This window comes from Serratia sp. CY76391, from assembly GCF_052166695.1.
GTDB classification, from domain to species: Bacteria; Pseudomonadota; Gammaproteobacteria; order Enterobacterales; family Enterobacteriaceae; genus Serratia; species Serratia nematodiphila.
On sequence record NZ_JBJNOJ010000004.1, the window covers coordinates 133,459 to 149,820 of the forward strand.

The 16,362-nt window shown below is 58.9% G+C and carries 19 protein-coding genes; 7 read left to right on the forward strand and 12 right to left on the reverse strand.

What is annotated here, in order from left to right; genetic code table 11:
* Positions 1 to 9: 9 nt before the first annotated feature.
* The 4 genes from paaD to paaA are packed head-to-tail and all read right to left on the reverse strand — an operon-like array spanning position 10 to position 2,531.
* Positions 10 to 507, reverse strand: a complete 498-nt coding sequence (paaD, locus tag ACJ8PN_RS09010; RefSeq protein WP_171454298.1) for a 1,2-phenylacetyl-CoA epoxidase subunit PaaD — start codon at positions 505 to 507, stop codon at positions 10 to 12.
* Positions 508 to 516: 9 nt separating this feature from the next.
* Positions 517 to 1,275: a 1,2-phenylacetyl-CoA epoxidase subunit PaaC gene (paaC, locus tag ACJ8PN_RS09015; RefSeq protein WP_437188725.1), complete on the reverse strand. Its 759-nt coding sequence runs from the start codon at positions 1,273 to 1,275 to the stop codon at positions 517 to 519.
* A gap of 8 nt (positions 1,276 to 1,283) precedes the next feature.
* Complete coding sequence (gene paaB, locus ACJ8PN_RS09020; protein WP_004935173.1) at positions 1,284 to 1,571, reverse strand: 1,2-phenylacetyl-CoA epoxidase subunit PaaB; 288 nt, start codon at positions 1,569 to 1,571, stop codon at positions 1,284 to 1,286.
* Positions 1,572 to 1,592: 21 nt separating this feature from the next.
* Positions 1,593 to 2,531, reverse strand: coding sequence for a 1,2-phenylacetyl-CoA epoxidase subunit PaaA (gene paaA, locus ACJ8PN_RS09025; RefSeq protein ID WP_015378348.1), 939 nt, complete (start codon positions 2,529 to 2,531; stop codon positions 1,593 to 1,595).
* A gap of 318 nt (positions 2,532 to 2,849) precedes the next feature.
* On the opposite strand from paaA, the gene paaZ reads away from it, so the two are divergent.
* A complete protein-coding gene (gene paaZ / locus ACJ8PN_RS09030; protein WP_437188726.1) occupies positions 2,850 to 4,916 on the forward strand; it encodes a phenylacetic acid degradation bifunctional protein PaaZ in 2,067 nt (688 codons plus the stop codon).
* A 43-nt stretch (positions 4,917 to 4,959) separates the two neighbouring features.
* On the opposite strand, the gene ACJ8PN_RS09035 is transcribed toward paaZ, so the two are convergent.
* Together ACJ8PN_RS09035 and ACJ8PN_RS09040 are read right to left on the reverse strand one after the other, a co-directional pair.
* Complete coding sequence (locus ACJ8PN_RS09035; RefSeq protein ID WP_437188727.1) at positions 4,960 to 5,853, reverse strand: Kdo hydroxylase family protein; 894 nt, start codon at positions 5,851 to 5,853, stop codon at positions 4,960 to 4,962.
* A 479-nt stretch (positions 5,854 to 6,332) separates the two neighbouring features.
* Positions 6,333 to 7,886: a sensor domain-containing diguanylate cyclase gene (locus ACJ8PN_RS09040; RefSeq protein WP_015378345.1), complete on the reverse strand. Its 1,554-nt coding sequence runs from the start codon at positions 7,884 to 7,886 to the stop codon at positions 6,333 to 6,335.
* A gap of 160 nt (positions 7,887 to 8,046) precedes the next feature.
* Between ACJ8PN_RS09040 and ACJ8PN_RS09045 the strand changes: the two genes are divergently transcribed.
* Positions 8,047 to 8,241, forward strand: a complete 195-nt coding sequence (locus tag ACJ8PN_RS09045; protein ID WP_171454293.1) for a hypothetical protein — start codon at positions 8,047 to 8,049, stop codon at positions 8,239 to 8,241.
* Between the two features lie 15 nt (positions 8,242 to 8,256).
* Here the strand turns inward: ACJ8PN_RS09045 and yjdN are convergent, their stop codons facing one another.
* Complete coding sequence (yjdN, locus tag ACJ8PN_RS09050) at positions 8,257 to 8,676, reverse strand: VOC family metalloprotein YjdN (protein ID WP_015378343.1); 420 nt, start codon at positions 8,674 to 8,676, stop codon at positions 8,257 to 8,259.
* A gap of 176 nt (positions 8,677 to 8,852) precedes the next feature.
* On the reverse strand, positions 8,853 to 9,773 hold the full coding sequence (locus tag ACJ8PN_RS09055; RefSeq protein ID WP_171454292.1) for a Kdo(2)-lipid IV(A) acyltransferase: 921 nt from the start codon (positions 9,771 to 9,773) through the stop codon (positions 8,853 to 8,855).
* 630 nt (positions 9,774 to 10,403) lie between these two features.
* Between ACJ8PN_RS09055 and ACJ8PN_RS09060 the strand changes: the two genes are divergently transcribed.
* The 3 genes from ACJ8PN_RS09060 to ACJ8PN_RS09070 all read left to right on the forward strand — a co-directional run bounded on the left by ACJ8PN_RS09060 (position 10,404) and on the right by ACJ8PN_RS09070 (position 11,356).
* On the forward strand, positions 10,404 to 10,601 hold the full coding sequence (locus ACJ8PN_RS09060) for a glycine zipper domain-containing protein (protein ID WP_004935148.1): 198 nt from the start codon (positions 10,404 to 10,406) through the stop codon (positions 10,599 to 10,601).
* A gap of 18 nt (positions 10,602 to 10,619) precedes the next feature.
* Positions 10,620 to 10,868, forward strand: a complete 249-nt coding sequence (locus ACJ8PN_RS09065; RefSeq protein WP_004935146.1) for a GlsB/YeaQ/YmgE family stress response membrane protein — start codon at positions 10,620 to 10,622, stop codon at positions 10,866 to 10,868.
* Positions 10,869 to 10,963: 95 nt separating this feature from the next.
* A complete protein-coding gene (locus ACJ8PN_RS09070; RefSeq protein WP_004935144.1) occupies positions 10,964 to 11,356 on the forward strand; it encodes a YidB family protein in 393 nt (130 codons plus the stop codon).
* Between the two features lie 3 nt (positions 11,357 to 11,359).
* On the opposite strand, the gene ACJ8PN_RS09075 is transcribed toward ACJ8PN_RS09070, so the two are convergent.
* Positions 11,360 to 12,292, reverse strand: a complete 933-nt coding sequence (locus ACJ8PN_RS09075; RefSeq protein WP_171454291.1) for a LysR family transcriptional regulator — start codon at positions 12,290 to 12,292, stop codon at positions 11,360 to 11,362.
* Between the two features lie 110 nt (positions 12,293 to 12,402).
* Here ACJ8PN_RS09075 and ACJ8PN_RS09080 point away from each other — a divergent pair, with 110 nt between their 5' ends.
* Positions 12,403 to 13,455: an SDR family oxidoreductase gene (locus ACJ8PN_RS09080; RefSeq protein WP_171454290.1), complete on the forward strand. Its 1,053-nt coding sequence runs from the start codon at positions 12,403 to 12,405 to the stop codon at positions 13,453 to 13,455.
* A gap of 44 nt (positions 13,456 to 13,499) precedes the next feature.
* Here ACJ8PN_RS09080 and ACJ8PN_RS09085 read toward each other — a convergent pair whose 3' ends face one another.
* The 3 genes from ACJ8PN_RS09085 to ACJ8PN_RS09095 form a co-directional block, all read right to left on the reverse strand.
* Complete coding sequence (locus tag ACJ8PN_RS09085; RefSeq protein WP_442534834.1) at positions 13,500 to 14,507, reverse strand: NAD(P)H-quinone oxidoreductase; 1,008 nt, start codon at positions 14,505 to 14,507, stop codon at positions 13,500 to 13,502.
* Positions 14,508 to 14,663: 156 nt separating this feature from the next.
* Positions 14,664 to 14,873 carry a hypothetical protein gene (locus ACJ8PN_RS09090; RefSeq protein WP_004935132.1) on the reverse strand — a complete coding sequence of 70 codons (210 nt, stop codon included), beginning with the start codon at positions 14,871 to 14,873 and terminating at the stop codon, positions 14,664 to 14,666.
* 509 nt (positions 14,874 to 15,382) lie between these two features.
* Positions 15,383 to 15,760 carry a hypothetical protein gene (locus tag ACJ8PN_RS09095; RefSeq protein WP_442534835.1) on the reverse strand — a complete coding sequence of 126 codons (378 nt, stop codon included), beginning with the start codon at positions 15,758 to 15,760 and terminating at the stop codon, positions 15,383 to 15,385.
* 377 nt (positions 15,761 to 16,137) lie between these two features.
* Here ACJ8PN_RS09095 and cspE point away from each other — a divergent pair, with 377 nt between their 5' ends.
* The gene (gene cspE, locus ACJ8PN_RS09100) at positions 16,138 to 16,350 is read left to right on the forward strand and encodes a transcription antiterminator/RNA stability regulator CspE (RefSeq protein WP_004935122.1); all 213 of its coding nucleotides are present in this window, start codon (positions 16,138 to 16,140) and stop codon (positions 16,348 to 16,350) included.
* Positions 16,351 to 16,362 lie beyond the last annotated feature (12 nt).

Below are 16,362 nucleotides of genomic sequence, written 5' to 3' on the forward strand. Positions count from 1 at the left end.
TCAGCGCTCCTATATGCATTTGAAATAATCGAACGGTTCCCGGCAGTCGCAGCAGCGGTACAGCGCTTTACAGGCGGTGGAGCCGAACTCGCTGATCTTCTCGCTGTGGGTGCTGCCGCAGCGCGGGCAGGCTACCGGGCCGTGGGCGTGCGGCCGATCGCAGGTGTGGCCCTGCGGCGGCGCTACGCCGTATTGCCGCAGCCGTTCGCGGGCTTCGGCGTTCATCCAATCGGTGGTCCAGGCCGGGCTGAGACGAATGTCCACCTGCACCGGGCTGAAGCCGGCGGCCGTCAGCCGCTGCTCAATGGCGTTGAGCAAAAATTCGGTGGCCGGGCAGCCGGAGTAGGTGGGGGTGAAGGTCACGCGCCAGCCGTTGCCGTCGCGCGCCACGTCGCGCACCATGCCCAAATCGGTGATCGACAGCACCGGCAGCTCGGGATCGCTGATCTGTTGCAGACAGTGCCAAATCTGCGGGATTTCAGCGGGTTGCAAGCGAGTGACGTTCATCGCGGCCTCCTACCATTGGCCGTTTGGATAGGCGCGTTGCAGGAACTGCATCTCCGCCAGCAGCGGGCCGAGGTGTTCACTGTGTCGGCCTTGTTTGCCGCCGTGCCGGAACGCCTGCTCGGCGGGCAGCGCCAGCATCCCCTGGCGCAGCGTCTCCTCCACCTGCGCTTGCCAGGGAGCCTGCAGCTCGCGCGGATCGACGGCGATGCCCTGTTCCGCCAGCTCAAGCTCCAGCGCATCGGCGTGGAACAGCTCGGCGGTGAAGCGCCACAGATTATCCAGCGACTGCTGGATCTTGCGGTGGCTGATGTCGTTGCCGTCGCCGAGGCGGATCATCCAGCCGCGGCTGAAGCGCAGGTGGTAATCGGCCTCCTTCAACGACTTGGCAGCGATGGCGGCGATCTGCGCATCGCCGCTGCGGCTCAACGCCTGGTGCAGCTGCACGTGGTAGACGTCGAGCAGGAACTGGCGCACCAACGTGTCGTTGAAACCGCCGTTCGGCTGTTCCGCCAGCAGCAGGTTATGAAACTGGCGTTCGTCGCGGCCGAAGGCCAGGCTGTCTTCGCTGCAGGGCGGCCCGGCCAGTTCGGCGGCGTAGCCCAGGAAGTGGCGCGCCTGGCCGAGCAGATCGAGCCCGACGTTGGCCAACGCCAGATCGATCTCCAGCTCGGGCGCGTGGCCGCACCAGGCGCACAGGCGCTGGGCGAGGATCAGAGGCGTGTCGCCCTGGCGAAGCAAATAGTTGATGCGCGGATCGTTCACCGTCATGGTCGCCTCTACATGTTCTTGATGCCGTCGGGAATGGTATAAAACGTCGGATGACGGTAGATCTTGTCTTCGGAAGGATCGAAGAAGGCGCCGCGATCTTCCGGCTGCGAGGCGATCAGATGGCGCGATTGCACCACCCAAATCGAGCAGCCTTCATTACGGCGCGTGTAGGCGTCGCGGGCGTTTTCCAGCGCCATTTGGTCGTCGGCGGCGTGCAGGCTGCCAACGTGGCGATGCGCCAGTCCTTGTTTGCTGCGGATAAACACTTCATACAGCGGCCATTCAACGTGGCTCATGATCTCGGTTCCTTATGTTGGCTATGCGGCGGAAGCGGCGTTTTTCGCGGCGTGGGCCATGGCGCCGTCACGCACCCAGGCGCCGTCTTCCCAGGCGCGGCGTTTGGCCTGCAGGCGTTCGTGGTTGCATTGGCCACGCCCTTTGATCACCTCATGCAGCTCGCTCCAGTCGATCTCGCCGAAGCGATAGTGGCCGGCAGCGGCATCCCAGTGCAGATCCGGATCCGGCGCCGTCATGCCCAGCGCTTCCAGCTGCGGTACGGTGTTGTCGACGAACTTCTGCCGCAGCTCATCGTTGCTGTGGCGTTTGATTTTCCACGCCATGCTCTGGGCGCTGTGGGGGGAGTCGGCGTCGCTCGGGCCGAACATCATCAGCACCGGCCACCAGAAGCGATCGATGGCGTCCTGCAGCATGGCGCGCTGCGTGTCGCTGCCGTTGGCCATCGCCATTACCGCCTCGTAGCCCTGGCGCTGGTGGAAGCTCTCCTCTTTGCAGATCTTCACCATCGCCCGCGCATAGGGGCCGTAGGACGCGCGGCACAGCGCGACCTGGTTGACAATGGCGGCGCCGTCGACCAGCCAGCCGATCACGCCGATATCCGCCCAGTTGAGCGTGGGGTAATTGAAGATAGAGGAGTATTTCATCTTGCCGTCGAGCATCTTTTGGTAGATGTCCTGGCGCGAACAGCCGAGGGTCTCGGCGGCGCTGTAGAGGTACAGACCGTGGCCGGCCTCATCCTGCACTTTGGCCAGCAGCACCGCCTTGCGGCGCAGCGTGGGGGCACGCGTCAGCCAGTTGGCTTCCGGCAGCATGCCGATGACTTCCGAGTGGGCGTGTTGGCCGATCTGCCGAATCAGGTTCTGACGATAGGCGTCCGGCATCCAGTCTTTAGCCTCAATGGCGATATCCGCCGCGATCTTGTCGTCGAAATGCTGCTGATACTGTGCGTCAGTTGTCATGCTTGCCTCTTGGTGATTCGTGTTTTTCGCATTAAATATAAAAATGTGAATCACTTTAACTAACCATAAGGCTACAAACTGATAACAAAAAGATCAAACGAGATTTATGTGGTTTTGCGAGCGCACTCACAAGTGTTTTTATTAATCATTTGATTTAATTTGATAAATATAAACAGTAGCTCCGTATTAATGCCAGGGGGAAACGGCTTGAAAGCGCTTCTTGTTCTCTTTTTGTTAAAATTGAGTTTGGCGTTGACTGGCATTTATGTGATACGTAATTAAGCTGTAGGGTGAAAATTTATGAATTCCGGAGGGCACATGCAGCAGTTACACAGTTATCTTTCTGGCGCCTGGGTGTACGGGCAGGGAGAGGCGCGCGAGATCCGTCACGCCGTAACCGGCGAAGCGCTGTACCAGGTTTGCTCCGACGGCCTGCCGTTAGTGGCGAGCCTGAGCTATGCACGCAGCCACGGCGGCCCGGCGCTGGCGCACATGACGTTCCAGCAGCGCGCCCAGATGCTGAAAGCGGTGGCGAAACACCTGCTGGCGCATAAAGAGGCGCTGTATCAGATTTCCTATCAAACCGGGGCGACGCGCAGCGACGGCTGGGTCGATATCGAAGGCGGCATCGCCACGCTGTTCGCCTATGCCGGCATGGCCGGCCGCGATCTGCCGGACGATACGCTGTGGCCGGAAGATGAGCTGATCCCGCTGTCGAAGCAGGCGCAGTTCGCCGCCCGCCACGTATTGACCTCGCGCCCCGGCGTGGCGCTGCATATCAACGCCTTCAACTTCCCTTGCTGGGGCATGCTGGAAAAACTGGCGCCGACCTGGCTGGCGGGTATGCCGGCCATCATCAAGCCGGCTACCGCCACCGCGCAGCTGACGCAGGCGATGGTCAGGCTGATCGTCGACAGCGGGCTGGTGCCGGAAGGCGCGCTCCAGTTGGTATGCGGCGGCGTCGGCGACATGTTTGCGCACCTGGATTATCAGGATGCGGTAACGTTCACCGGTTCGGCGCAGACCGGGCAGCGGCTGCGGGCGCATCCGCGCCTGTTGGAAAAATCGATCGCGTTCACCATGGAGGCGGATTCGCTCAACTGCTGCGTGCTGGCGGAAGACGTGACGCCGGAGATGCCGGAATTTGCGCTGTTTATCAAAGAGGTGTGCCGTGAAATGACCGCCAAGGCGGGGCAGAAGTGCACCGCGATCCGCCGCATCATCGTGCCGGCGGCGCAGGTGGCGGCGGTGCGTCAGGCCTTGTTGCAGCGTCTGGCGGGGGTGACGGTGGGCGACCCGCAGTTGGAGCAGGTGCGCATGGGGGCTCTGGTCAGCCACGAGCAGCGTGATGATGTGCAAAGCAAGGTGGAGTTCCTGCTGCGCAACGGCTGCGAACCGCTGTGCGGCGCGTCGTTGGATAAGCTGGAAGTGATGGGCGACGGCGCGCGCGGCGGGGCGTTTTATCCGCCGACCCTGCTGTATTGCGCCGATCCGTTCACCCATCAGGCGGTGCACGGCACTGAGGCCTTTGGCCCGGTGGCGACGCTGATGCCGTATGCGGATACCGAGCAGGCGATCGCGTTGGCGTTGCTGGGGCAGGGCAGCCTGGCGGGATCGCTGGTGACCGCCGATCCGGCAGTGGCCAAGCGCTTCATTCGCGCGGCGGCGTGCGCCCATGGCCGCATGTTGATTTTGGATGAACAGGCGGCGGTGGAATCCACCGGCCACGGTTCGCCGCTGCCGATGCTGGTGCACGGCGGCCCGGGGCGCGCCGGCGGCGGTGAAGAGCTGGGTGGGCTGCGCGCGGTGAAGCACTATATGCAGCGCACTGCGATCCAGGGCAGCCCGGCGATGCTGGCGGCCATCGGCGGCGAATGGGTGCGCGGCGCGCCGGTCGCCGAACATCCGGTGCACCCGTTCCGGAAATACTTCGAGCAGCTGCAGCTGGGCGACAGCCTGTTGACCGCGCGCCGCACCGTGACCGAAGCGGATATCGTCAACTTCGCCTGCCTGAGCGGCGACCACTTTTACGCGCACATGGACAAGATCGGCGCTGCCGATTCGCTGTTCGGCGAGCGGGTGGCGCACGGTTACTTTGTGGTGTCCGCTGCGGCCGGGCTGTTTGTCGACGCCGCCGTCGGGCCGGTGATCGCCAACTATGGCATGGAGAATCTGCGCTTTATCGAACCAGTGAAGATCGGCGACACCATTCAGGTGCGGCTGACCTGCAAAAAGAAAATCCGCAAGCCGCAAAAAACCGCCGAAGATCGGCCGCACGGCGTGGTGGTGTGGGATGTTCAGGTGCTGAATCAGGAACAGCAGCCGGTGGCGCTCTACAGCATTCTGACGCTGGTGGCGCGCCAGCAAGGGGACTTCGAGGCATAATGCGCGTTTCGCCGCCGCCGGGATGCCGGCGGCGGCGAGCCATTCAGATCAGCGGCTGCCCGCGCAGCTGTTCCAGCACTTTCAGCGGCGAACGCTGCGGATCCTGCATCTTGTTCACCGGCAACAGGAAGGTCTGTTCCAGCATAAACTGGCCGCCCATTGCGGCGTGCGGCGTTTGATCCGAGAAGCAAATCCAGCTGCTGCCCGGTGGGAATTCCAGCGCCAGCTGCGGACCCCGTTGCTGATAATCACCGTCGGCCTTCATGGCGTCATGCAACTGCAGCATCAGGTGGTCATAATGGCTGCGGCGGGTCTTGGTGATGCGCACCTGATGCTGCAGCCAACTGCTGAGGGCGGAGTAGCGTGCGAGACGCGGCATAAAGCGTGCCGCCAGCTCAGGGAACGGCTCGCCGACGCGCCATTGGCGATGCTCGCCGTGCGGATTGATGTTGGTGAAGATGCGCAGAATGCGTTCGCCGTAGTTCGGGCGCGACGGGAAAGCGTCAACGTGCAGGCGGCTGTCGTCTTTGCGCCAGGAACTGGTCGCCCGCCAGGCGGAAACCGGGTGCAAACGCAGGCTGCCGGTCGGGTGGTGCAGCGCCTCCTGATACTCGGGCAACAGCCCGGCGATCAGCTGGCGGCAAGATTGATAATAGCGCTCCAGCAGTTGCTGAACCTGTTGCCGGCGTTCCGCGACGGCGACGCCGCTCAGTTTGCCGAACAGCGGTTGATAGCTGATGTTTTTGCGCTTCGGATCGACCAACGCCGGATCCAGCAGCGGCATTTCCTGTTCAGACAGGGTGAAGGCCAGTTCGGGCAGAAACAGTACCTTGCCCTGTTCCAGTTCGCTGACCGCGCTGGATGCTTCCGCTGCCGCCCATTGTCGCAACGGCAGCGTCAGGACGGCCTGTTCACGCATAATATCGCCAGTAGGCATGAGATCTCCTCGCAAATCTATATCGCTTTATTCCCGTCTTTCAGGTTGCCGCGTGATTGGCTGCACTGGCTTGCGCAGTGGCTGGCTGGAGCGGCGTCAACAGGCCGCTCAATTGCAACGTGAAATGTGTGGGTTCTATTATGGATGTATCAGCAGGGCGCAGTGCGCCGAAGCGTGCGATGGCTTCCTGATATAGAGAATAGTCCTGATAAGGATATCACCGGCAATACCAATGAAAAGTAAACGAGAGCTAAACGGGGCTGCGCGTAGGCACGAATAATCAAAAATGGCACGAATTGTCTGCGGAATGGCGATTTTTTATCTTGTTGAATTTTAATGAAAATAAATATTATGCTTATTATTGGCGTTATTTTATTCAGAGCGCAGGGTAACCCGGGAAAATAATGTTGCGGAGAGGAATTATTTCATTTTGGTTGGTAATAAATCGGGCCGCTAAAATTTGGTGGCCCGATTAATGATTAAGCGCCGTAAATGCAATTTTTGCCTTTTTTCTTGGCCTGATACAACGCACTGTCCGCCTCATTGATAAAGCTGATCGGCGTATCGTTATACATATGCGGCACTTTGGCGCAGATACCGATGCTGATGGTGACGATGCCGTGCGGGTTGCCCTGATGCGGAATTTTCAGATCGCGCACCGCGTTGATGACGCGTTCGGCGAAAATCAGTGCGCCCTGGACGTCGGTATCCGGCAGGATAATCCCCATCTCTTCGCCGCCGTAACGTGCCAGAACGTCGTTGCTGCGGCACGCCAACCCTTTGAGCGTTTGGCCGATCTGTTGCAGGCATTGGTCACCGGCGACGTGGCCATAGCTGTCGTTGTACTGTTTGAAATAGTCGATATCCAGCATCAGCAGCGCCACGCTGCGGTAGTTGCGCGAAGCCCGTGCCAGCTCGTTCTTCAGCGCGATATCAAACTGGCGGCGGTTGGCCAGCCCTGTCAGGCCGTCCAGCAGCGCCAGCTCTTCGAGCATCTGGTTGATGCTGGTCAGCTGATCGCGGGTGCGCATCAGCTCGGCTTCGGTTTGCATGCTGTGCTTGATTTGCCGCAGCAGCACCATGCCCATCGCCAACAGGATCATCAGCAGCGAGAGGCCGCCGACGGCGAACAGCCCGGCGTCGGTGCGCCAGTCCGCCAGCGCGTCGCGTTTCGACAGCCCGGCGGCGATCACCAGCGGAAAGCGGTTGACCCGCGAATAGCCGTAGATGCGCTCTACTTTGTCGTACAGCGAGGTGATGGTGGCGTTACCGAATTCCGAATGCGGCAAAATTTCGCTGAACAGCACACCCTTGGCGATGTTTTTACCGATCGACGCCGCCGAGTAAGGGCGGCGGTAAAGGATGGTGCCGTCCGCCAGCAGCAGGTTCAGTGAGGCGTCGGTGTTAAGGGCGAAGCTATCGTAAAACTGGCGGAAATAATCGATGTACAGCGTCGCCAGCACCACGCCGCCAAAGCTGCCGTCCGGGTTGTTGAAACGCCGCGAAACGGGAATGATCAGATCGCCGGTGGTGCGGCTGCGGATCACCTTGCCGATGTACAGGCCGCCGTCGTCGCGGTTTTGATGGTATATGAAGTACTCGCGATCGGCGTTGTTGGCGTTCTTGATGAATTTGCCCGAGGAGGTCGCCAGCCAGCGGCCGCGCGCATCGTAGAGAAACAGCCCATGCAGCTGCGGCAGGTTGCCGACCTGCGTTTGCATCACCCGCTGCAGCCGGGTCAATTGCGATGGCCCCAGTCCGTCGTTCTGGAGACGTTCGGTCAGATCGAGCAGATTGCCGTCCACCTGCATGAAAGTATCGTCGGCATGCTGCGCCAGCGAGCGGGCGAGGTTGGCGGATTCATGCTCGGCGCTGCGCAGATCGCGCTGGTGTGCGTTCCAGATTTGCCAGCTGTTAAAGAGGATCAGCGTGGCGGCAACGATGATGACAAACACGCCGGCCTGAAATAATAATGGGGAGCTTTTAACGCTGCGCGCCGGCACGGCATCCTGTATGGGTTGCTGCTGAGTCATGTCACCCTTGTTGTTTGATTACTATTCAGTTTGAGTTAAGAGCAATCTTATATTTTATGCATAAATGCGCCAGACCTCTAGCCTTTAACGAGGCGATAAGGCGAAAGGTCGATCGCAGCCCGCATCAGCGGCGGTGTGAACACCTCGGAGTGAAAGAGCCATGTCTGATTACATCATTATCGCTTTACTGACGCTGGCGGTGTATTACCCCCTTACGCTGGGAACGCTGGCGGTGATGATGTACCTCGCCTGGCGCCGCCGCCGGTCGCCCTATTGGCGGTTGGGATTGGCGCTGTTGGCGCTGCTGTTCGTGCTGTTCGCCAAGGCGGCGTATGACTGGCACCGCTATGGCTAGCGGCGCCATGCGGGGTTATTCGACGTTGATCATCCAGTTGACGCCGAATTTGTCGGTCAGCATGCCAAAACCTTTGGCCCAGAAGGTGGCTTGGTAAGGCATCGTCACCTGGCCGCCCTGCGCCAGATTGTCGAACAGTTTGCGTCCTTGTTCCGCATCGCTGGGGTTCAGCGACAGCGAGAAACCTTTGTGAGAAGCACCGCCGCTGTCATCTTGCGGACAGCCGTCGGAGGCCATCAGTACGCCTTCGCCGATCAGCAGGCGCGCATGCATGATCGCTTCCGGATTGACGTCCTGCGGTCCGCCTTGCCGGGCTTCTTCGGGCATGTCTTTAAAGCGCATGACCATTTCAACTTTGGCATTCAACTGCTGTACGTAGAAGTTAATCGCTTGCTCACAGTTACCGCTGAAAAACAGATAGGGTTGTACCAGCATGACATTGACCTCGATTATGGCCCGACAGGCAACGACCGGCTCTCGGGCGGACGAAATGATTGCTGGCGGCAATAATTGCCGTCGGTGACTTACTAGTGTAGTTCCCCTGGCGCAGAATGCTTGTGCGAGGTGAGCGCGCCTTCGCCGGCGGTGTGACGGGCAAAGGCGCGAAGGGGTCAATACAGCGACGGTTCGCCGGGTGGGCGGGTTTTAAAGCGGCGGTGCAGCCACATGTATTGGTCGGGGGCCAGCAGCACTTGTTCTTCCACCACGCGGTTCATCTTGGCCGCCGCGCGCGTTTCATCATCCAGCGGGAAGTCCGTCAACGGCGGCTGCACGATCAGCTCATAGCCCTGAGCATTTGGCAGGCGGCGCGGCACGAAAGGCACGATCGACGGCCGCCCCATGCGCGCCAGGATAAAGGTGCCGGTGGTCGTGGCGGCATTTTCCACGGCGAAGAACGGTGTGAATACGCTACTTTGCGGCCCATAATCGTGATCCGGCGCGTACCACAGGATTTCGCCCTGTTTCAGGTTGCGGATCATACCTTTGATATCTTTACGATCGATCATGAATTTATTCGAGCGCAGCCGGCCGCGGGTCTGTACCCATTCCATCAGCTTGTTGTTGTGCGGGCGATGCACACCGATGCCGGGGTTTTGCATGCCGAAAATGCGCGCGCCCAGTTCCAGAGTGAGGAAATGCAGACCGATCAGCAGAACGCCTTTGCCGTCCTGACGCGCCAGCCGCATGTTTTCCATGCCGCTCACCTTGAACCAGCGGGCGATGCGCCAGTCGGGCCAGAACCAGGCCATGCCGACTTCGAACAGGCCCATGCCGACGGACTCAAAATTTTTGACGATCAGCGCCTCGCGCTCGGCGGCGGGCATCTCAGGGAAACAGAGTTCTAAATTACGGCGCGCTATTTTTACCCGGCGTTTCATCAGGGGCATGGTGATTCTGCCAAGGCCGTGTCCAAGCCGATAAATGAGCGGGTAGGGCAATAACACCAATAGATAGAGTATTCCCAGCCCTATCCACAGCAACCAATAACGAGGGCGTAAGAATTCGCGCTCAAAGCGTTGGTTTGAAATCATTTTTTCTGTTCTTCCTTTAATTTCGCAATGGGACCTTAACCCAAATTGTTATGTGCGAAATGATAGAGCATTTTTTGTGAGGCCGGGTTTTCCATTCATGCTTTTTTTTTACGCTTTATTTAAACGCAGGCGAAAAACGAAGCGAAATAGGATTTTTACCGAGGGATGAGGGGATATTTTCCGCTATTTCAACCGGCTGGCGACATTGAAAAATAAAGACACAATTCAGCGCATCGCAAAAGTGACAACGGCTATGTAACCTTAATGAAACAGTAACGCTACGGAACCGTCCCAAGCGGCGGCCAGTGCGTACAATAGCGCGAGGATCAGGACAAAAGGTGCATTGAACATCGGCGTTTCCTCCCGGAGGATATGTTTAAAGTTTAGCCTTGCAAGATGACAGCGGGATGAAATCAGATCGTTTTTTGTATGGTGAAATTCAGACGGACGGAAATGGGTAAACCGCTGATTTTTTACTATAGTCATAGGGTGAAGTTGTGCGTTTGCCGCCGGACGCCTCCGCATTGATCGGCAGTGGGCAGATTGCCCAGAGCAAGATCGCGGAGCGGACGGCGCCTGGCGCGAAACATGTGACGAAATTCTCAGAGGGTTAGTCTGTAAGGATTTGACATGTCATATGAAAATGACGATCTAAACGGTGTTGAGCAACCGAGCGACTACGTGAAAACCACCGCCTGCGAAGTGAGCAGCGGTGTAAAAGCAGCGCTCGAGCAATCATGTGCCTGCCTCAAGGATAACCCTTGGGCGGGGATAGGTGCCGGCGCCGTCGTGGGCCTGGTAATAGGATTTCTGTTAGGCAAAAGGTAATTAATAGGGAGAGTAAAGATGGGCATCATTTCCTGGATCATTTTTGGTTTAATCGCCGGTATCCTGGCCAAGTGGATTATGCCGGGCAAAGACGGCGGCGGCTTTATTGTGACCGTTATATTGGGGATCGTGGGCGCCGTCGTCGGCGGCTATATCAGCACCTTCTTCGGTATGGGCCGCGTTGACGGTTTTAACCTGGGCAGCTTTGTGGTGGCGGTCATCGGTGCCCTGGTGGTGCTTTTTGTCTACAGGAAGATCAAAGGCTAAGCAGCCGTTGCTCAACAGGGTCGCCGCGGCGGCCCTTTTTCGTGAAATCAATCCGGCGGTGCGGCGCGGGCCGTACCCGCTGAAAGGGGAATATCATGGGTCTGTTCGATAGCGTATTGGGTAACATTCTGGGCGGCGGCGCCAACGGTGGTAAAGGTATCGATTACATCGCCATTATGCAGTGGGTCGAGCAACAAGGCGGCCTGCAGGCCATTTTGGACAAGTTCCGTCAGGGCCAGTTCGGCGATATCGTCGGTTCCTGGCTCGGCAATGGCGAAAATCAGCCGATTACCGGCGACCATGTGCAGCAGGCGTTGGGTAGCGACGCCATCAACCAACTGGCTGAAAAGCTGGGCATCGATCCTGCACAGGCGTCCAGCACCATTGCACAGTTCTTGCCAACGGTCGCGGATGCCGCCTCACCAAACGGTGAAGTGCAGCAAGACAGCAACGAGCTGGGCGATATGGTCGGTAAACTGTTCAAGTAATGATTAGGCTCCCGGCGTCTGGCCGGGAGCATTCACTCCGCTAATTCCCTCGATCGCCGTCAACGCCTGCTGCAGATGCGCCACCCAGGCGCGCACTTTCTCCGGAATAAAACGTAAAGCGGGATAGACCGCGTGCAGCGCCATGGGCGGGTAGCGGTATTCCGGCAAAACGGGCACCAGCGCCCCCGTCGCCAGCTGCTCGGCGATTAAAGGCCGTTGGGCGCCGCCGATACCGGCTCCAGCCTCAATGGCGGCCAGCAGCGATAGCGTATTGTTGGCACGGAACGTGGGCCGCAGAGCGACCATCTCGGGGCCGTGCGGCCCGAACAGAGTGAGCGTATCGCCGTCGTTCAAACCGCTGTAACGAATGTGCGCATGTTTAGCCAGCTCCGCCGGCGAACGTGGAGCGCCATACTTGGCCAGGTAGGCCGGTGACGCCACCAGCAGGCGTTGCAGCTCGCCCAAACGTTTAGCCACCATGCCGGGCGCATGCAGTTCACCGAAACGCAGCGCCACGTCGATGCCTTCGCCGATCACGTCGGCGCGACGATCGTCAAGCAGCAGCTCGATGGCGAGGTTCGGATGACGTTGCTGGAAAGCGATGGCCAGCGGCGTGACGTGCAACTGCCCGAACCCGGTCGGGGCATGAATGCGCAGATTGCCCTGTAACTGGTGGTGCTGGCCGTGCAGCGCTTCTTCCGCTTCGTCGACCGCCGCCAGAATCGGTTTGAGGCGCTGATAATAACTGCCGCCGGCATCGGTCAGGGTGACCGCCCGGGTGCTGCGAAACAGCAGTTGTGCCCCCAGTTGCTGCTCCAGACCGGCGATTTGCTGACTGACCGCCGGCTGCGTCAAACGCAGATCGCGAGCGGCGGCCGACAGGCTGCCCAGCTCCGCTACCCGCATAAAGGTTTTCATTGCGTTCAGCTTATCCATGTCGATCTTGCCTCTATATTTTTCTTATAAGTGTTAGTGGAAACACTCTTCTACCGCAAGAATTACTAATCAATGACACTCAGGGTATCGACAACCTGAGGAGTGGCAAGATGAATACAAAGCGACAGGCATTGGTGATCGGCGCCAATGGCGTGATTGGGCGCCGATTGATTGAGGAGCTGACCGGCCAGGGCTGGCAAGTGGTGGGCGTCTCGCGCCGGGGGGGACAATCGGCGCCGGGGGTGCGCCACCTTCAGGTTGATCTGCTGGATACGGCGGCGACGCGAGACGCGCTGCGGCCGCTGAGCGCGATTAGTCACGTTTTCTATGCCGCCTATCAGGATGCGCCGGACTGGGCGGGGCTGGTGGCGCCGAACCTGCAGATGTTGCAACACGTTGTCGAAGGGCTGGAGCCGATCGCGCCGGCGTTGGAGCACATCAGTTTGATGCAGGGTTATAAGGTGTATGGCGCGCATTTGGGGCCGTTTAAAACGCCGGCGCGCGAAAGCGATGCCGGGCATATGCCGCCGGAGTTTAACGTGGCGCAGCAGCAGTATCTGGCGCAGCGGCAGGCCGGCAAACGCTGGCGTTGGAGCGCCATCCGTCCAAGCGTGGTGGGGGGCTTCTCCCTCGGCAACCCGATGAATCTGGCGTTAAGCATCGCGGTTTACGCGTCGATCAGCAAAGCGCTCGGGCTGCCGTTGCGGTTCCCGGGTAAACCGGGCGCTTACCACAGCCTGCTGGAAATGACCGACGCCGGGCTGTTGGCGCGCGCCACGTTGTGGGCGGCGACCGAACCTGCGGCGGCCAATCAGGCGTTTAATATCAACAACGGCGATCTGTTTCGCTGGAGCGAGATGTGGCCGAAAATCGCCGCTTACTTTGGGCTGGAATGCGCGCCGCCGCTGCCGATGTCGCTGGAGATCATGATGACGGACAAAGCGTCGCTGTGGCGGGAGCTGGCGCAGCGGCACCAATTGGCCGAACCGGACTATCGCGCGGTGGCCGGCTGGCGTTTCGCCGATTTCGTCTTTTCCTGGGACTATGACATGTTCGCGGATGGCAGCAAGGCGCGGCGCTTCGGTTTCCACCAGTTTGTCGAAACCGAAGCCATGTTTTTCTCACTGTTCGATGAGTTCCGCCGCCGCGGCATCATTCCCTGAACGTGGCATTGGTTTCCCCGCAGCACCGGCCGCGGGGAATGGGCTCAGAACGTCAGCATGATCTTGCCGATGTGCTCGCTGGACTCCATCAGCGTATGCGCGGCGGCGGCTTGCTCAAACGGGAAGGTTTTAAAAATTTGCGGTTTCAGCACGCCGCGCTCCAGCAGCGGCCAAACCTTTTCGCGCAAATCGGCGGCAATCTGTGCTTTGTCCGCCACGCTGCGCGAGCGTAGCGTCGACCCGGTATGGGTCAGGCGTTTCAACAGCAGCGGCATCAGATTGAGCTCTTTCACCACGCCGTTTTGCGTGCCGATTTGCACGATGCGGCCTTCCATCGCTGCGGCCTGATAGTTTTTGGCGACATAATCGCCGGCGATCAGGTCGACGATGACGTCGGCGCCTTTACCGTTGGTGGCGTCTTTGGTGCGTGCGACAAAGTCTTCGCTGCGGTAATTAATCGCCACGTCGGCACCCAGCGCCAGGCTGGCCTGACGTTTCTCTTCGGAGCCGACGGTGGTGATCACCTGGGCGCAGAAGGCCTTCGCCAGCATGGTGGCGACCGTGCCGATACCGGAGGTACCGCCATGGATCAACACGGTTTCGCCGGCTTTGAGATGACCGCGCTGGAACACGTTGACCCAGACGGTAAAGAAGGTTTCCGGCAGCGCGGCGGCCTCGGTCAGGCTCAGCCCCGCCGGCACCGGCAACGCATTGCTTTCATGCACGGTGCAGTATTCCGCATAGCCACCGCCGGCGATAAGGGCGCAAACCCGATCGCCGAGCGCGAAGTGGGTCACACCTTCACCGATGGCCACCACTTCGCCGGCAATTTCCAGGCCGGGAATATCCGAGGCGCCTGGCGGCGGCGCATAGTTCCCCTGACGTTGCAACACGTCGGGGCGGTTAACGCCGGCGGCGGCGATTTTCACCAGAAGTTGGCCCGCTTGCGGAACCGGCACCGGACGTTCGGCGACGACCAGAACCTCGGGGGCGCCGGGTTGGCTGATCTCAATCGCTTTCATCGTGTCGGGCAGCGGTGCATTCGTTGACATGGTTACACTCCTCATCGTGGCGGACGCGGTTATCAGGTGGCGCGTCCACAATAAAGTCTGCTGTTAGCTTAGCGAAATCGAATGAGGTGCGCGTGGTCGAATAGAGCGGTTTTGCGAGGAAGAGGAGGAGACGCCGCCGCGATGGGCGGCTGGGCATCAATCGTTAGGGGGGATGCGGAACCCTTTCAATGAAACGATAAAGTGTTCTTTTCCTTTGGAGATTTTGGCGCCTTTATCGCACCACAGGCTGGCAAGCTGGAAGAAGTCGTCGCTGCCGATATCGTAAGCCAGTTCGATTTTCTTGGCGGTGCCGGCGCGGATGAGTTTTTCTGCTTCCTGATGGTTTGCAGCTTTAATTATGGTCATGGGCGAAATCCTTGGTGTTAAGCCAGAGCGGATAAACGCGAATCATCATATGGCCATAATGTGACAATTTTGTGATGAAAGCATGACAGCCCGCGAAGGCGCGGCGCGCGATGTGCCGGGCCTTCGCGGTGAAAGCGCGTTGTCGGTTACCGATCGTGCGGGCGGATGAGTGTGCTTTTTTTCTGAGATTTTAAATGCTTGTAGAGGGCGAAGCCCGCAATGCCGGCCAAGACGGCCAGGAGGGCAAGGGATCCTGTGGCCATGAACGTTACCTCCGAATAAGAATGGCAAGGAGGCGTATTTGTGACATTCATCACTTTGTGGGGCAATGAGAGCAATCTGTAATCGGAAGACGCTTTGAGGGATAGGCAAAAAAAAGCGCCTATAGGGAGGCGCATAAAGATTTGCAACACAGCTTGTTGTGTTCAACACCAGGAGGAGTGGTGAACTGAGGCATATTCTATGCAGCGGCAAAGGAGGCTGATATAGGTATTACTCCGAAAGCGCCACTACCACTCATACCCCAACTGAATGTTGTAATCGGGATCCTTATTGGTGGAATAGGGATCAGACTGGCGGCGGCGATCGGTTTTCTTCACCGGGCCTTCATACGCGGGATAAGGTTTGGCGCGCTGTTTGCTGCAGCCAGGATGATCGCACTCAATATCGACGCGAAAACCGCTTTTATCTCTCGCCTCTGTCCAGGCAATCGGCGGTTTTCCCGTTTTGGGGGCCGGCCCTGAGGGGGCAGGCGGCTTGGGCGCGGGAACCATGCTGGGGTCGGGGGCTTGATAATTGAGCTCCAGTGCACTCTGCGGAGCGCTGTAAGCGGCAAAGGCCAGCAGGGCGGCGGCACTGACTGCCGGTAATGTAAGCCATCTCGGCATGGTGAATCTCCCTGAATGATTTCGTCAGGCAACTATAAAACAGCAGAACGAGAATTACTATCATTTGCCTTGGGCGTTACGGGCGAGCCAGGCGGCGGCCCTATCGGCAGACAGGGTCAAATCCTGTGCGTTTAGCCGAGATTAGCGTCCCATCGCGGCGAAAAAGGTTGCTATTGCCGCTCGCTCATGAGTTAATGATGTCGGCCTGTGGTACAGACCTATTTATGCACGACATTTTGAGTAAAGTAGTTCAAATTTAAAGCGTTATCCCGGATAGCCCTTCTCTGACGAATTTCCTTTCCAGTGCCTCCATAAGTAACTGATGACCGGCTACCTCGCCCATGGCGGCTTACATTTATTATTGAAGGAAATTAGACATGTCTAACATGATCAAAGGTCAAGTGAAGTGGTTCAACGAAGCTAAAGGTTTTGGTTTCATCACCCCAGCAGACGGCAGCAAAGACGTATTCGTACACTTCTCTGCTATCCAGGATCAAGGCTTCAAGACCCTGGCTGAAGGCCAGAACGTACAGTTCTCTATCGAGAACGGTGCGAAAGGTCCATCTGCGGCTAACGTTACCGCTATCTAATTGGCGCCTGGC

Bases quoted from the DNA above. Each gene is read 5' to 3' on its own strand.
- paaD (WP_171454298.1), bottom strand. From the start codon at position 507: ATGAACGTCACTCGCTTGCAACCCGCTGAAATCCCGCAGATTTGGCAC.
- paaC (WP_437188725.1), bottom strand. From the start codon at position 1,275: ATGACGGTGAACGATCCGCGCATCAACTATTTGCTTCGCCAGGGCGAC.
- paaB (WP_004935173.1), bottom strand. From the start codon at position 1,571: ATGAGCCACGTTGAATGGCCGCTGTATGAAGTGTTTATCCGCAGCAAA.
- paaA (WP_015378348.1), bottom strand. From the start codon at position 2,531: ATGACAACTGACGCACAGTATCAGCAGCATTTCGACGACAAGATCGCG.
- paaZ (WP_437188726.1), top strand. From the start codon at position 2,850: ATGCAGCAGTTACACAGTTATCTTTCTGGCGCCTGGGTGTACGGGCAG.
- ACJ8PN_RS09035 (WP_437188727.1), bottom strand. From the start codon at position 5,853: ATGCCTACTGGCGATATTATGCGTGAACAGGCCGTCCTGACGCTGCCG.
- ACJ8PN_RS09040 (WP_015378345.1), bottom strand. From the start codon at position 7,886: ATGACTCAGCAGCAACCCATACAGGATGCCGTGCCGGCGCGCAGCGTT.
- ACJ8PN_RS09045 (WP_171454293.1), top strand. From the start codon at position 8,047: ATGTCTGATTACATCATTATCGCTTTACTGACGCTGGCGGTGTATTAC.
- yjdN (WP_015378343.1), bottom strand. From the start codon at position 8,676: ATGCTGGTACAACCCTATCTGTTTTTCAGCGGTAACTGTGAGCAAGCG.
- ACJ8PN_RS09055 (WP_171454292.1), bottom strand. From the start codon at position 9,773: ATGATTTCAAACCAACGCTTTGAGCGCGAATTCTTACGCCCTCGTTAT.
- ACJ8PN_RS09060 (WP_004935148.1), top strand. From the start codon at position 10,404: ATGTCATATGAAAATGACGATCTAAACGGTGTTGAGCAACCGAGCGAC.
- ACJ8PN_RS09065 (WP_004935146.1), top strand. From the start codon at position 10,620: ATGGGCATCATTTCCTGGATCATTTTTGGTTTAATCGCCGGTATCCTG.
- ACJ8PN_RS09070 (WP_004935144.1), top strand. From the start codon at position 10,964: ATGGGTCTGTTCGATAGCGTATTGGGTAACATTCTGGGCGGCGGCGCC.
- ACJ8PN_RS09075 (WP_171454291.1), bottom strand. From the start codon at position 12,292: ATGGATAAGCTGAACGCAATGAAAACCTTTATGCGGGTAGCGGAGCTG.
- ACJ8PN_RS09080 (WP_171454290.1), top strand. From the start codon at position 12,403: ATGAATACAAAGCGACAGGCATTGGTGATCGGCGCCAATGGCGTGATT.
- ACJ8PN_RS09085 (WP_442534834.1), bottom strand. From the start codon at position 14,507: ATGTCAACGAATGCACCGCTGCCCGACACGATGAAAGCGATTGAGATC.
- ACJ8PN_RS09090 (WP_004935132.1), bottom strand. From the start codon at position 14,873: ATGACCATAATTAAAGCTGCAAACCATCAGGAAGCAGAAAAACTCATC.
- ACJ8PN_RS09095 (WP_442534835.1), bottom strand. From the start codon at position 15,760: ATGCCGAGATGGCTTACATTACCGGCAGTCAGTGCCGCCGCCCTGCTG.
- cspE (WP_004935122.1), top strand. From the start codon at position 16,138: ATGTCTAACATGATCAAAGGTCAAGTGAAGTGGTTCAACGAAGCTAAA.